Genomic DNA, 13,795 nt, shown 5'->3' on the forward strand with positions numbered 1-13,795 from the left:
TTCGACACGACCTGCCATAGGGTATCCCATGGCGCGCTGTGCTGGCAGGTGGTCGCAATTTGGTCGCACGCACAACGCCTGGTAGGCATTTATGTCCAACATTTCGCGATTTTAAGCTACTGATTTTTATGAAAACCGCATTGCAAGCGCGGCCGCCAATTAGATCAGATCGAACTTAAAATCCCTCGGTGGCAACACCGTGCCGGTTCGAGCCCGGCTCCGGGCACCAACCCTATCGATGTCTTACGTGACCCACTCCCTCGACGACCTGCCTTGTGGTGGTGTTCTGGTCGCGTTCTGGTCGCCCTCTTGTCGCTTTCGCATCGCCTTCTCATCGTTCCCCACATCCTTGCTCATCGCTTGCGCCGAAATATCAATAATGGCGAATAAAGAAATACCTCCTATAGTGAATTGTGCCGGTTCAGTTCACGGACGGCAGAGCGCCATATCGCCTCGATGGAGTGAGCGCGGGCCTTCACAGGGTTCAGGGACGACTTCCAGGAGATGCCACATGAAACGCACGCTAGTCGGATCGACCATGATCGCCGCATTTGTGATGGCGGGCAGCACCTTCGCCATGGATTCGGAAGCCCTGCAGGAGCACATGCAGGAAATCGAGGAAAAAGCTCAGCAGAACAGCGAAGAGGACCGGGTGGAAGCCCTCGAGCAACAGGTCGAGGACCTCAAGGAGCTCATTCACAAGATGATGGAAGAGGACGCTGCCGCCTGAGCCTTTGGCGCTGAGTCCTGCCAAGTCATGACGTGCAGCCATAACGTGTGACCATGACCCACCACGATGACTCACCATGATGAAAGGGGCCCCAGGGACGGGGCCCCTTTCCGTTGTCAGCCACCTGGACACCGTCCCTCGAGACATCATTTGGCTCGGGACGGCACGCGAGCCTGCGTGGTAAACTTCACCCCCATTTTCATCAGCACTGCACGGTCTTCAGCATCTTGAGCGACAATGCTTCTCTACCCCGAGATCCCCTGCCCGACGATCTCGGACAGCGTATGACGGCGCCTCCCACCGCCCACCCTCAACCGGCTCGAGAGCCGGCCCCAGGCCGACAGAGAGGCTGAACCATGCTGCTCGGACGCCTGCGCGACCCTTTCATCAATCACCGCCATCGCCGCCTCTTCCACGTACTCCGGGTCAGTCTGGCACTGATCGTGACCTTTGCCATCGTCCAGACGTTCCCCTTCCAGCACAGTGGCTGGGCGCTGGTGAGCACGGTCATGGTGATGGGCAACCTTCCCCATATCGGGGGCGTACTGGACAAGGGGCGCCAGCGCCTGGCCGGCACCCTGATCGGCGCCGCCCTCGGCCTGGCGCTGATCATCCTCCCGCTGCCAGGCTGGGGGGTACAACTCGGCGCACTGATCGGCATCGCCATCGCCACCTGGGTGGTCTTCGGCGGTCGCCAGGCCTACAGCGGACTGATGTTCGCCATCAGCCTGCTGCTGGTGATCGGCGACGGCTCGCAACAGCTCAGCGTGGCACTCTGGCGAAGCGCCGACGTACTGCTCGGCACCCTGGTCGGCATCGGCGCCACCCTGGTCTTCCTGCCACACAAGGCCACCGACATGCTGCGCTTCCTGCTGGCCGACTGTCTGGATCGCATGGCGCGGTTGTATCACACCCACACCAGTGCCACATCGGCACCGGGCATCGATACCCAGGCACTGTTCAAGGCCGCCAGCCAATTGCTGGTCAAGCAGCGCGGACTGACCGACGCGGTCCACCGCGAAGGACGCCTGACCCGCGGCGAAGTCGACGAGCTGATCTCCTACCAGCGACGCATGCTGTCCACCCTGGAGCTATTGCTCGAGACCCACTGGACCACGCGCGCCGGTCACGAACAGATCGATGCCATGGCAGGACTGCGCGATCAGCAGCACGCCCTGGCGCGGGATCTCGGCACCCTCGCCTTCGAGGTGCGCACCGGACGCCCGGTCACGCTCGAGGTCACGCCCTTCGCGCTGGACGATTTCGCCGACCTCGCCTCCACGGCACGCGCCGAGGATGGCAGAATGCTGTTCAGCCCCAGCGGCTATCTCTGGCTGAACCGGGAGCTGGCCCGCCTGACCGAAGCAACCGCCCGCCGCCTGGGCGGACTCGAGCGGCTACCCAGCAGGCGCCTGCGCCGCCGCGCCCCCCGACACGGGCTCCACCGAGCCCCCTCTTTCGACCGCAAGGAAGGAACCACGCATGGCAAACGCCCCTCTTGACGTCCTCATCATCGGTGGCGGCGTCGCCGGTCTGGCGATGGCCCTGGAGATCGCCGATCGCCGGCCGGTCACCCTGCTGCGCCCCGGTGTCGAGGCGCAAGGTGCCAGTCGCTGGGCCCAGGGTGGTATTGCCGCGGTGCTGTCGCCTCAGGACGACATCGAGGCCCACATCCAGGATACCCTGATTGCCGGGGACGGGCTGTGCGATGAAGCGGCGGTGCGCTTCACCGTGGAAAACGGCCCCGACGCCATCGCCTGGCTGTTGAGTCTTGGCGTGCCCTTCACGCCGGATCCCGAGGCGGCCAGTGGTTATCCCTATCACCTCACGCGGGAAGGCGGCCACAACGCTCGCCGAATCATCCACGCCGACGACGCCACCGGCCGGGCCGTGACCGACACCCTGCTTGCCCGGGTGCGCGCCCATCCGCAGATCACGCTGCGCGACGACCTGATCGCGGTCGAACTGCTCACCGATGACCTGGGTGCCTGCTGCGGTGCCCGCTGCCTGGACGCCCACCAGCGCCCTCACGACCTTGTCGCCCAGGACACCGTCCTGGCTACCGGCGGCGCCAGCGGGCTCTACCTGCATACCACCAGCCCCGCCCCGGCCAGTGGCGAGGGCATGGTCATGGCCTGGGAGATTGGCGCCGAACTGATGAACCTGGAGTTCCAGCAGTTCCACCCCACCTGCCTGTTCGATCCACAGGGACCGCCCTTTCTGGTCAGCGAGGCGGTAAGAGGCGAAGGCGGCCTGCTGCTGAACGTGCGTGGCGAGCGGTTCATGCCCGCCATCGATGAGCGCGCTGAACTAGCCCCGCGAGACGTGGTCGCCCGCGCCATCGACGCCGAGATGCAGCGCACCTCGAGCGACCATGTGCTGCTGGACATCCGTCACCTCGGCGACGCCGCCATACGTCACCACTTCCCCACCATCCACGCTCACTGCCTCACACGCGGCCTGGATATCACCACCCAGGCCATCCCGGTGGTGCCGGCGGCCCACTATAGCTGCGGCGGCGTCGCCACCGACCATCGGGGAGCCACGCGCGTGGCGGGGCTCTACGCCATCGGCGAAGTCGCCTGTACCGGACTGCACGGCGCCAATCGCATGGCCAGCAACTCCTTGCTCGAGTGCCTGGTCTACGCCAGATCCGCCGCTCGCCACCTGAGTGAGCCGGCGCCGGGACGCACCTTGACACCACGGCCGAGCGCAACAACCGGAGATCGACAGGTTTCCAGCGAGAGACTCGCCTCGTTGCGCCAGCGCGTCCGCCAGATCATGAGCGCGAGGGTCGCCATCGTGCGCCAGGACGAAGGGCTGGCCGAGGCACGCACGACCCTCGAGCAACTAGAATCGGAGTTTCATGACCTGACTCGGGGCGGCGCCGCGAGTGTCGAGCTGCACGCCTGTCGCCAGGCGCTCACTCTGGCCAGTCTGACGGTCGCCAGCGCCTGCACCAGGCGAGAATCCCGGGGGCTGCACTACAATCCGGACTGCGCCCGCCACGCGGACCCGACACCGCAACCGTCACGCCAGATCAAACCGGCCTGAGGCAAGGTCGCCGGCCCTGCTCAGCTCACGGGCCCCGGCCGCCGCGACCATCGTCGTCCAGGTAACGGCTGTCGTTGAAGGTGGCGACCCAGTGTGGGTGGTAGAACATCAGAATGCTCAGCAGCATGCCGCTGATAAAGGCCTCCGACGGCATCAGCAGCGGCAGGAAACGCGCGTACTCACTGGCCTGGAATAACGCTGACGGGTCGCTGGCGCCGAGCCGCGTCAAACCCAGCACCGCGAGCCCCGAAGCCAGTGCCGACAACGCCGCGCACCAGAACCCGCCGATAAACAGGAAAGCCATGGGATGAGATGGCAGCCGTCGATCGACCAGGCGCCAGATCAGCACCGTCACCAGCATCGGTACCAGGCCGGTGACCACCAGATTGACGCCCAGCAGTGGCCAGGCGACGCGCCCGGTCAGCACCAGTGACAGATTGACCAGCAGACAGCTCAAGAGCGCCAGGGGGCCTCGAAAGACCAGCGTCATCAGAGTGGTGAACAGCAGGTGCAGACTGAGCCAATCGACCGCCTGGGCCCTTAGTTGCCACAGCATCGCCACCATCAGCGTTGCCGCCAGCCAGCGATGCTGCAGGCCAGTATCTTGAAAGAGGGCGCGCCAGGGACGCTGGAAAAGGGCAAGCACCAGGGCCGACAACGCCACCCCCGCGCAAACCCAGATCAGCCAGGGGGCAAGGATCACCTGAGCAAAGGACATGGCCCCTCCTCTTCCTGCTGCCTACCTGTGCGGGCGATTCCGGCTCGGTTGGCATGCCTGGGTGAGTGACCGGACCAGGCTTTCGACACTCCCTCGATCACCCATTCCCGCGCTCACCCATTCTCACGCAAACCCACTCCCACGCTCCCCCACTCCCGCCCAGGCGCCGGGCGTCGATAGAACGGCCGGCGCCCTTGATGCCGGCTCAGGCAAAGACGACGGTCTTGTTGTCGTGGATCAGCACCCGATCCTCGAGGTGCCAACGCAGCCCCCGTGCCAGCACGGTCTTTTCTACATCGCGCCCAAAACGCACCAGGTCATCCGGCGTATGACAGTGACTGACCCTGTGAATATCCTGCTCGATGATCGGCCCGGCGTCGAGTTCCTCGGTGACGTAGTGGCAGGTCGCACCAATCAGCTTGACGCCGCGCTGGTAAGCCTGGTGATAGGGCTTGGCCCCGGCAAAGGATGGCAGGAAGCTATGGTGAATGTTGATGACTCGCCCACTGTAGCGCTCGCACAGATCAGGCGGAAGAATCTGCATATAGCGCGCCAGCACGATACTGTCGGCCTCGGACGCCTCGACCAGACGCTCGACCTCGGCGAAGGCGGCACTCTTGTCGTCTGCCGAAACCGGCACATGATGGTAGGGAATACCGTGCCACTCGACCATCTTGCGCATGTCGTCATGGTTCGAAATCACCGCCGCGATCTCGCAATCGAGCTCTCCAGCGGTCCATCGATACAACAGATCCACCAGGCAATGAGATTCCCTGGAAACCATCAGCACGACGCGCCGCTTCTGACGAGTGTCGCGCAGCGCCCAGTCCATCTCGAATTCACGCGCTACCGGCGCAAAGGCCTCGCACAGGGCTTCCTTCGACATGCCGATGGAGTCGGCCAGGATTTCGTAGCGCATGAAGAAGCGAGCAGAGGCCAGGTCCGAGTGCTGATTGGCCTCGGTGATGGAACCACCGTGGCCAGCAATGAAGTTCGACACCCTGGCGACAATACCCAGTCGATCGGGACACGACACGACCAGACGATAGAAATGGGACATAACACCTGTATCCTTGGACCAACTCTCGGTGACCAACCTTGCACCACCATGGGGAGGGGCGATGAGCACGCCCATTCGGGGCATGCATTGTAGCGAAAAGTGAGATGGCGAACGACCGCTGCACGGGTCCTTTGACCTCTCGCGTTGAGTCGTGCGCGGTCGATCCCGTATAGTGAAATGAACACCGTCCACGATGCCGAGCATGATGCCGATTCCGCGAGCCCAGATTCGACCACGACGACGCCCACCGGTGCATTTTCTGCCCCTGGGAGGCTGTGGCGAGATCGGCATGAATCTAAGCCTGTACGGCTATCAGGACGCCTGGATTGCCGTCGACTGTGGCATGCTTATTCGCCAGGACCTTCCAGGTGAGCCGCTCCAGGTGCCGGACACCTCGATACTGGATACCCGCGGCATCCGTCCGCAGGCGCTGCTCATTACCCATGGCCACGAAGATCATATCGGTGCCGCCGCCTGGCTATGGCCACGCTGGGCCTGCCCTATTCTGGCGACCCCTCTGGTCGCCGCCATGTTGCGCGTCAAGTTCAGCGAACGGGGACTTCCCACCGACGCGATAGACGTCATCGAACCCGGGGACGCCAGGGACATCGCAGGGTTTTCCCTTCGTTTCCTGCCGCTGACCCATTCCATCCCGGAAAGCTGCGCTCTGCTCATTCAGGCAGGCAACTCGCGCATCCTGCATACCGGCGACTGGAAACTGGACCCAGAGCCGCTGATCGGCCAACCGGTGAACGAAGATCTGTTTCGCGCCCTCGCGCCGGTCGATCTGGTGGTGGGTGATTCCACCAATGCCAACGTGGCCGGCCATTCACGAAGTGAAGGCGAGGTCGCAAGGGCCATGGTGTCTACCATCTCCCGCTGCCAGGGCCGCGTTGTCGTTTCCTGCTTCGCCAGCAATCTGGCACGGGTCCTGGCCATCGGCCGCGCCGCTGCTCGTTGCGGACGCCGGGTCAGCCTGCTCGGGCGCTCCATGGAGCGCATGGTGGGCCATGCCAGGCAACTGGGCTATCTCGACGACTTTCCTGCGCTGGTGCCCGTCAGCGACCTGGGCTATCTACCACCCGAGGAAGTGCTGGTTATTGCCACGGGGAGCCAGGGCGAACCCCGCGCCGCGTTGTCGCGCCTTGCCCAGGGAAGGCACCCCCACTTCGAGCTGACCACTGGCGATACCGTCATCTTCTCGGCCAAGGCCATTCCCGGCAACGAGCACCTTATCGAGCGGCTCAAGCGCGGCCTGGCGCGCTTTCAGGTCACCATCATCGATGATACCAGCCACCCCGAACTGCATGCCTCCGGGCACCCCGCACAGCAGGAACTGGAACGCTTCTATCGCTGGCTCCAGCCGACCAGGCTGCTGCCGGTCCATGGCGAGGAAAACCATCAGTCAGCTCATCAGGAACTGGCCTCTCGCCTGGGCATCGAGGCTCCACTGGCACCTCGCAACGGCGATCTGATCCGCTTCGACCAGGGCGGCCTGACCCGCGAGGAAAGCTTCCCTCTGTCTCAGTGCATCATCGAACGCGGGGGCATCGACCGGCGTCAATCTCCGGCACATGCGCGCAATCGCCACGGCGTACTCTTCCTCGCCATCAGCCTGGTAGCGACCGACACCGGCTGGGCCAGAATTGGCCGGCTGATGATCGACTCAAGCCAGACCAGCCCCCTGGACGAGGACAATTTCATCGACTGGCTCGACGAACAACTCGACGACCTGGCCGTCGATACCCTGTCGGCGCTCCGTCGTGGCCTCTACCCTCGTATTCAGGCCTGGCTGGGCGAACACTTACAGCGTCTGCCACAGGTCGAACTCCAGTTGATGGCGAGCGATATCGAAGGCATCGCCGGCGACGTCTGAGCCTCCCCCCTATAAACAAAACAACCGGCCCTGGACGTTTCCAGGGCCGGTCGCGGCTCGACGTTCGCCGTACTTGTGGCCGTGCCGTCACCATTCACGCGCTTTGCGTCATGCACGCGCCTTGGTGACACAGCGGCCAAGCTGCACTGGCGACGCGACACGTCCGTGCAAGGTCAGGTCAACCGAACTCGCGTGACCACACCTGCGCCAGCAGAATCACTTGGCGTTCTTGGGCGGACGTCCACGCTTGCGCTTGGGCTGCTCCGATACGAGATCATCCAGCGACAGGCCGGCTTCGGTGATCTGCTCACGGATCTCCGCCAGCTTCTGGGCCTTCTGCATCTCTTCTTCCTGGCGCTGGCGCTCCTCGTCGCGCTTCTGATCGATGACCTCCTCGACCACTTCCGCCAGTTTTTGCAGCTGTTCCATGCTCAGTTGACGAGCCGCTGCCCGTGCCACGTTCTTGTTTCTCGCAATGCGTTCCAATGATTCGCTGGACATAGCTCACTCCATAGCTTTGACACCAAGCGGCGCACGCCGCAATTCACTTGAAGAAAAGTATATGCAACCGGCCACTCTTGGCAAGAAATGCTGGAGATTTTTCCTTGTCAATTACCGAAATATTGGCGGTCTTTATACGTCAACAGCGAGCTCATTGGACGAGCCCAGTCACCCCTTGACCGGTCAATATTGGTTGAAACGCTGACACCTCGAGGAAAAAAGACAGCGGCCAGGATACAAAGAGCGGGCGCCCAAGGCGCCCGCGCAGGTAAGGAAACAAACGGTCACTTGGCGAAAGCGCTGTCAGCCACCGGTCATGTTCATGAAGCGAACCACCTGAACATCCCCATCGGTGGTGAAATGGTGCCGCTCAGGCTTTAGCGGCATCGCCTCCACGATGGCGGCCTTGAGCTTCTCCATGTCACCGGGGTAGCGCCTCAATACCGCCCTGAGATCCACCGAATGCTCGTTGCCAAGGCACAGCAGCAGACGCCCTTCCACCGTGACCCGAACACGATTGCAGGAAGAACAGAAGTTATGGCTATGGGGCGAGATGAATCCGACCCGAGTCTCGCTATCCTCCATACGGTAGTAGCGAGAAGGCCCTGCGGTGGCTTCCGTCGTGACCATCAGGGGGTAGCGCTGCTCGATCCTTTCGCGCACTTCGTCACTTGAACAATAGGTCTCGGCACGGGAATGGTCGGAAACATCGCCCAGCGGCATCTCCTCGATAAAGCTGATATCCAGCCCCTCTGCCCTGGAGAACTCGACAAGATCCAGCACCTCGTCTTCGTTGCGCCCCTTGAGTACCACCGCATTGAGCTTGATGCGCTCAAAGCCGGCCTGCCGAGCGGCGCTGATGCCGTCCAGCACCTTGTCGAGGTCACCGGTACGCGTCAGCCGTCGAAAGCGCTCGGGATCCAGCGAATCCAGGCTGATGTTGAGACGCTTCATGCCGCCCTGGCGCAGCGCCTCGGCATGCCGCCTCAGGCCCGCCCCGTTGGTGGTCATGGCAAAGTCCCGAAGCCCCGGCAAGGCCCCTATACTGGACACCAGTTGCTCGATATTGCGACGGACCAGCGGCTCCCCCCCGGTCAAACGAATCTTTTCCACGCCGAGCTCGGTGAAGGCTTGCGCCACCTGAGCGATTTCCTCCAGCGTCAGCACCTGGGCACGTGGCAGGAAGGTCATCTCCTCGCTCATGCAGTAGACGCAGCGAAAGTCGCAGCGGTCGGTGACAGACAATCGGACGTAGGTCACCCGGCGACCGAAACTATCGATCAACTGTTGTGTCATTGCGAAGCGACCTCCCAACGCTTGGCGTCGTCATGATCCTGACGACGTTCAGATACCCAGTAATCGCCGCTTTCGGTGTGCTCCTTCTTCCAGAATGGCGCCCGGGTCTTCAGATGGTCCATCAAGAATTCGCAGGCTTCGAAGGCGGCACGCCGATGGGCGCTGGCCACCACCACCAGTACGATGGGATCACCGGGCTCCAGACGACCGATCCGATGGATCAGGGTTACCTCATCGAGCGGCCAGCGCTGTCGCGCCTCAGCTTCGATCTCGGCCAGCGACGCTTCGGTCATGCCGGGATAATGCTCAAGCGTCAGCGCCGTGACGTCCGGGCGTTCATTGAAGTCCCTGACCAGTCCGGTGAAGCTGACCATCGCTCCGATGTCGGTGCGATGCTCAAGCATCCGGCGCTGTTCATGGCCCGCATCGAAGGCCTCTTGCTGCACGCGTATCATCGATCAGCCTCCTGTCACCGGCGGGAAGAAGGCCACCTCGTCCTCACAGGTCAGACGGGTACCGTCGCTCGCCATCACCTGATTGACGGCGCACAGCACACGCCCTTCATCCAGCCCCTTGAAGCGATCATCCAGGGTCTTCAGTGCCTGCTTGAGACCGGCAACATCGGCACTGGGCAACCTGTCCAGGGGCACCGATGCTTCACCGACGCCAAGCCTTTCGCGCAGTTCAGCCAGGCACTTCACCCTGACACACTGCTCCGCGGCGGACGCAAGCCCCAGGGTCAACGCCGGGCTGTTCTCGGGGCTGGTCACGATCGGCGTTGCCGTCGCAGCGGTCGCGGTCGCGTTCCGACGCAGATAGTCACCGGACTTGCCGCCCTGCTTGGCATCCACGTGGATTTCGCCGATCTCCATCTCCTTGTCCACCGCCTTGCACATGTCGTAAAGGGTGAGACAGGCCACCGATACGGCCGTCAGGGCTTCCATCTCGACCCCGGTCCGTCCGGTCAGACGGCAGGTGGCGGACACCCTGACACAGCTGGATTCGGCGTCGATCTCGAAGTCGACGCTGACCTTGGACAACGCCAGCTGGTGGCAAAGCGGGATCAGCTCGTGGGTGCGTTTCGCGGCCTGAATACCGGCAATCCTGGCGGTCGCCAGCACGTCGCCCTTGGGCAACTTGCCATCGCTCAACAGCGCCAGAGTCTCCGGCGCCATGGAGATGCTTCCGGTCGCCGTCGCCTCCCGTCGGGTCGCTGCCTTGTCGCCGACATCGACCATGTTGGCTTCGCCGCGTGCGTTGAGATGGGAAAGCGTCATGTTCAAGCCTCAGGAAAATCGAAAGAGAGGGAGTACCATCACGATATCATCGATGGACGCCGAGTCCGTATCCTCGGGAATCTCGACCAGGCAATTGGCCGAGACCATGGACGACAGAATACCGGAACCCTGATTGCCTGTATTGACCACCCGCAAGGTCCCGTCCGCATCACAGTGAAAGACACCGCGACTGTAGTCCGTACGTCCGACCCTGCTGCGAAAGGCGCTACCGGCCACGGCCTTCCAGCGTGGCTGAGTGGGTGAGCGCCCTTCCAGAGCCGCCAGCATCGGCACCACAAACACCAGACAGGTCACCATGCAGGCCACCGGGTTACCCGGCAGTCCCAGCAAGGGTGTCTCGTCGGGGCCAATCACCCCACATGCCATGGGCCGGCCTGGCCGCATGGCGATCCGCCACAGGGTCAACCTGCCAAGACGCTCCACCGCTTCCCGGGTGTGGTCGGCCTGTCCCACCGACACTCCGCCACTGGAGACCACCAGATCCGCGGTCCGGGCGGCGTCAGCGAGCTGTTCGACCAGGGCGTCGGTGTCATCGGCGACGATGCCGAGATCGATTACCTCGGCGCCATGCTCCTGCAACAACCCCATCAGAGAATAGCGGTTGGCATCATAGATCGCCGCCTGGGCGCGTGCCTCACCGGGTGCCGTGACCTCATCGCCGGTGGAGAACACGGCTACCCGAGGACGTCGCCGCACCCGGACCTCGGCCTGCCCGAGAGACGCCAACAGGCCAAGCGCGGCGGCTTCGAGGCGCCTGCCTGCTGCAATGGCCACCTGGCCGACACGCAGATCCTCGCCCGCCTGGCGCACGTTCTGCCCCTGCTTGACGCTGTCGGCGCGTGTCACCCTCACACGATCGCCATCTCGCTCGAGCTGTTCGAGCATGACCACGGTGTCGGCCCCTGGCGGCAAGGGCGCCCCCGTGGTGATGGCAATACACTCACCGTCGCCCAGGCGACCCTGAAAAGGCTGCCCCGCCAGGGCTTCTCCCACCTGGAGAAAGACCTCGCCGGGGTCCTCGGTCGACCAGTTGAGCGCCACCCCATCCATCGCCGAGTTGGTATGCCCGGGCACATCGAAAGGCGCTTCTACCGCCTCGGCCAGCACTCGGCCGTGGGCCCTGGCCAGGGGCACCTTTTCCGCCGCCAGGCGACCAGCCACCAGCGTCAACAGGGCATCGCGCGCCTCCTCGACGCCGAGCATGCGCTCACCAAGATCGAAACAGGAGAGCGTTGTCATGACGGTTCTCCTCCCTGGTGCGCGACAAGCCATTCGGGCCATCGCCTCACCCAGGCCTGGACCCAGGCGGCGATGGCGTCATGATCATTGAGATCGAGCACATCGCCCCTGGCCGCCAGGGGGGCGTCACTGGCGACGGCCTGAATCCATGGATCGTCTTCCGCCATCAGCGGCTTTTCCAGCGCCGGCCGATGGAGCTCCAGCTTGGGTAAAGGCCAGTCCTTGAAGCCCTCGACCAGCACCAGCTGCGGTTCCAGCGGCGCGACCATGGCCAGCAGGGTTGCCAGATCGGCCTCTTCGCCGCCCGGCGTCTCCATCATCAATGCCAGCCGGGCGCGGGAGGCGATCAGGATAGGTTCGGCCCCCGCCATACGCAGGCGATGACTGTCCTTGCCAGGCTGGTCTACCTCGAAGCGGTGGTGGGCGTGCTTGATCACCGCCACCTTGAGCCCGGCGCCCTTCAACATCGGTACCAGACGTTCGAGCAGGGTGGTCTTGCCGGTCCCGCTCCAGGCGGCGATACCCAACAGCGGCTGATCGGGGCGCAAGCTCAGCGCCTGCGTCATGAGTCACGCTCCTGGCGACACGCCTCCAGCCGTCGCCTTTCCTCTTCGGTGTTGAGATTGGCGAAGGCGGCAGCGCAGTCGCTGACGTCGACCCGATCCCAGCGGTGGCGATCGTACCAGCGGTCGATCTTGCGTTCGCCCTGCTCCAGTACCGCCGCCAGATCCTCATGCAGGTGACGGGACAGCAACGCCACCACGGGGTGCAGCCGCTCACCGTCATGGGCGACGACAATATCCAGCCCATCGCGCCAGCCAGCCACCAGCCGGGGCACCAGATCGGCGGGCAGCGCCGGGCTGTCACAGGGCACCACCACCACCCAGGGCGTAGAGGACGCGACCAGACCACTGTAGATGCCCATCAAGGGGCCGTGGTAACCCGCCTGGTGATCCTCGACCACTCGATCGGCGAGAGTCGCGTACTCGTCCAGATGGCGATTGGCATTGATCATCACGCTAGCCACATGGGGCTTCAGACAGGCAACGGCGTGCGCCGCCAGCGGCTTGCCGTCGAACGGCACCAGCCCCTTGTCGACTCCCCCCATGCGTCGCCCCTGGCCTCCCGCCAAAACCACGCCGCTTATCTCCTTCGCGTCCAGCCTCGCCACCATTGCACCTCTTTTATTGGTCGTCGACAGCATCCTCCATGATGCCTTAGCCACCCGCAGGCTGCCATGAGCGTATCGGGGTAGACAGTAGACGCCAGGGATGTCGGACAGCGACGTTAGCGGGTATCATGTGTCCATCATTATGCACAACATCGGCTTTGCCGAGACGGGAAACAGGATGGAAGACAGTTTCGACGTCGGCGCCAGATTGCGCCAACTACGACAGGAAAAGCAGCTTTCTCAACGCGAACTGGCGAAAAGAGCCGGCGTGACCAACAGCACCATTTCGCTGATTGAGCTTAACAATGTGAGCCCATCGGTCAGCTCGCTTAAGAAGATTCTTGACGCCTTGCCGGTATCGATCAGCGCTTTCTTCGCGGGTGACGAACCGAACCACCCCAGCCCCTTCTATCGTGCCGCGGAGCTCACCGAGATCGGCGATGGCCATCTGTCCTGGCGGCTTGTCGCGGCCAGACGCCCGGACCGACGCATGTCGGTGCTCCACGAGCGCTATCCGCCCGGAGCCGATACCGGCGAAGAGATGCTTGAACACGACGGCGAGGAAGGCGGCGTCATCATCACCGGCGAGATCGAGATCACCGTCAACGGCGAGACAGGTCTGCTCGGCCCCGGCGACGCCTACTACTTCGACTCACGCCTGCCCCATCGGTTTCGCAACCTGGGGGATCAGGAATGCGTGATTGTCAGTGCGAACACTCCCCCGACCTTTTCCGATGGCGGAGAGCAGCTGCACCATTGAGAAATGCCTTCGACAGGGCATGATTGTCAGTGCCCTGTCGCCAACACCTGCCCCCCCCCACCTTTTCCGATGGTGGAGAGCAGTTGCACCAT

Annotated in this window: 14 protein-coding genes; 5 read left to right on the forward strand and 9 right to left on the reverse strand. The window is 63.4% G+C overall.

Annotation, left to right across the window (positions count from 1 at the left end; translation table 11 throughout):
- Window positions 1–511 precede the first annotated feature (511 nt).
- The 3 genes from KUV74_RS12615 to nadB all read left to right on the forward strand — a co-directional run bounded on the left by KUV74_RS12615 (window position 512) and on the right by nadB (window position 3,784).
- Complete coding sequence (locus KUV74_RS12615) at window positions 512–730, forward strand: hypothetical protein (protein WP_045994191.1); 219 nt, start codon at window positions 512–514, stop codon at window positions 728–730.
- Between the two features lie 356 nt (window positions 731–1,086).
- Window positions 1,087–2,232, forward strand: a complete 1,146-nt coding sequence (locus KUV74_RS12620) for an FUSC family protein (RefSeq protein WP_045994192.1) — start codon at window positions 1,087–1,089, stop codon at window positions 2,230–2,232.
- The gene (nadB, locus tag KUV74_RS12625; protein ID WP_124804848.1) at window positions 2,213–3,784 is read left to right on the forward strand and encodes an L-aspartate oxidase; all 1,572 of its coding nucleotides are present in this window, start codon (window positions 2,213–2,215) and stop codon (window positions 3,782–3,784) included. Before KUV74_RS12620 ends, nadB begins: the two co-directional genes overlap by 20 nt.
- A 25-nt stretch (window positions 3,785–3,809) precedes the next feature.
- Here the strand turns inward: nadB and KUV74_RS12630 are convergent, their stop codons facing one another.
- Together KUV74_RS12630 and purU are read right to left on the reverse strand one after the other, a co-directional pair.
- Entirely contained in the window at window positions 3,810–4,502 is a 693-nt protein-coding gene (locus KUV74_RS12630; protein ID WP_222516508.1) for an energy-coupling factor ABC transporter permease, read from the reverse strand.
- Window positions 4,503–4,707: 205 nt separating this feature from the next.
- Complete coding sequence (gene purU, locus KUV74_RS12635; RefSeq protein ID WP_222516509.1) at window positions 4,708–5,562, reverse strand: formyltetrahydrofolate deformylase; 855 nt, start codon at window positions 5,560–5,562, stop codon at window positions 4,708–4,710.
- A 289-nt stretch (window positions 5,563–5,851) separates the two neighbouring features.
- On the opposite strand from purU, the gene KUV74_RS12640 reads away from it, so the two are divergent.
- Window positions 5,852–7,438: a ribonuclease J gene (locus KUV74_RS12640; RefSeq protein ID WP_222516510.1), complete on the forward strand. Its 1,587-nt coding sequence runs from the start codon at window positions 5,852–5,854 to the stop codon at window positions 7,436–7,438.
- Window positions 7,439–7,654: 216 nt separating this feature from the next.
- Here the strand turns inward: KUV74_RS12640 and KUV74_RS12645 are convergent, their stop codons facing one another.
- From KUV74_RS12645 to mobA, 7 genes are all read right to left on the reverse strand, one after another.
- Window positions 7,655–7,939 (reverse strand): hypothetical protein, encoded by a 285-nt coding sequence (locus tag KUV74_RS12645; protein ID WP_045994196.1) that lies wholly within the window; start codon window positions 7,937–7,939, stop codon window positions 7,655–7,657.
- Window positions 7,940–8,242: 303 nt separating this feature from the next.
- Window positions 8,243–9,235, reverse strand: coding sequence for a GTP 3',8-cyclase MoaA (gene moaA, locus KUV74_RS12650; RefSeq protein WP_222516511.1), 993 nt, complete (start codon window positions 9,233–9,235; stop codon window positions 8,243–8,245).
- On the reverse strand, window positions 9,232–9,690 hold the full coding sequence (gene moaE / locus KUV74_RS12655; RefSeq protein ID WP_222516512.1) for a molybdopterin synthase catalytic subunit MoaE: 459 nt from the start codon (window positions 9,688–9,690) through the stop codon (window positions 9,232–9,234). The genes moaA and moaE overlap by 4 nt, the downstream gene beginning before the upstream one ends.
- A 3-nt stretch (window positions 9,691–9,693) precedes the next feature.
- Window positions 9,694–10,512, reverse strand: coding sequence for a cyclic pyranopterin monophosphate synthase MoaC (gene moaC / locus KUV74_RS12660; protein WP_222516513.1), 819 nt, complete (start codon window positions 10,510–10,512; stop codon window positions 9,694–9,696).
- Between the two features lie 9 nt (window positions 10,513–10,521).
- On the reverse strand, window positions 10,522–11,772 hold the full coding sequence (gene glp, locus KUV74_RS12665) for a gephyrin-like molybdotransferase Glp (protein WP_222516514.1): 1,251 nt from the start codon (window positions 11,770–11,772) through the stop codon (window positions 10,522–10,524).
- The gene (mobB, locus tag KUV74_RS12670; protein ID WP_222516515.1) at window positions 11,769–12,338 is read right to left on the reverse strand and encodes a molybdopterin-guanine dinucleotide biosynthesis protein B; all 570 of its coding nucleotides are present in this window, start codon (window positions 12,336–12,338) and stop codon (window positions 11,769–11,771) included. The genes glp and mobB overlap by 4 nt, the downstream gene beginning before the upstream one ends.
- Entirely contained in the window at window positions 12,335–12,946 is a 612-nt protein-coding gene (mobA, locus tag KUV74_RS12675; RefSeq protein WP_222516516.1) for a molybdenum cofactor guanylyltransferase MobA, read from the reverse strand. Before mobA ends, mobB begins: the two co-directional genes overlap by 4 nt.
- Window positions 12,947–13,121: 175 nt before the next feature.
- Between mobA and KUV74_RS12680 the strand changes: the two genes are divergently transcribed.
- The gene (locus tag KUV74_RS12680; RefSeq protein ID WP_108133103.1) at window positions 13,122–13,703 is read left to right on the forward strand and encodes a cupin domain-containing protein; all 582 of its coding nucleotides are present in this window, start codon (window positions 13,122–13,124) and stop codon (window positions 13,701–13,703) included.
- Window positions 13,704–13,795 lie beyond the last annotated feature (92 nt).

Origin of the sequence: Halomonas sp. DP1Y21-3 (genome assembly GCF_019801245.1) — a bacterium.
Classification (GTDB): Bacteria; Pseudomonadota; Gammaproteobacteria; order Pseudomonadales; family Halomonadaceae; genus Halomonas; species Halomonas litopenaei.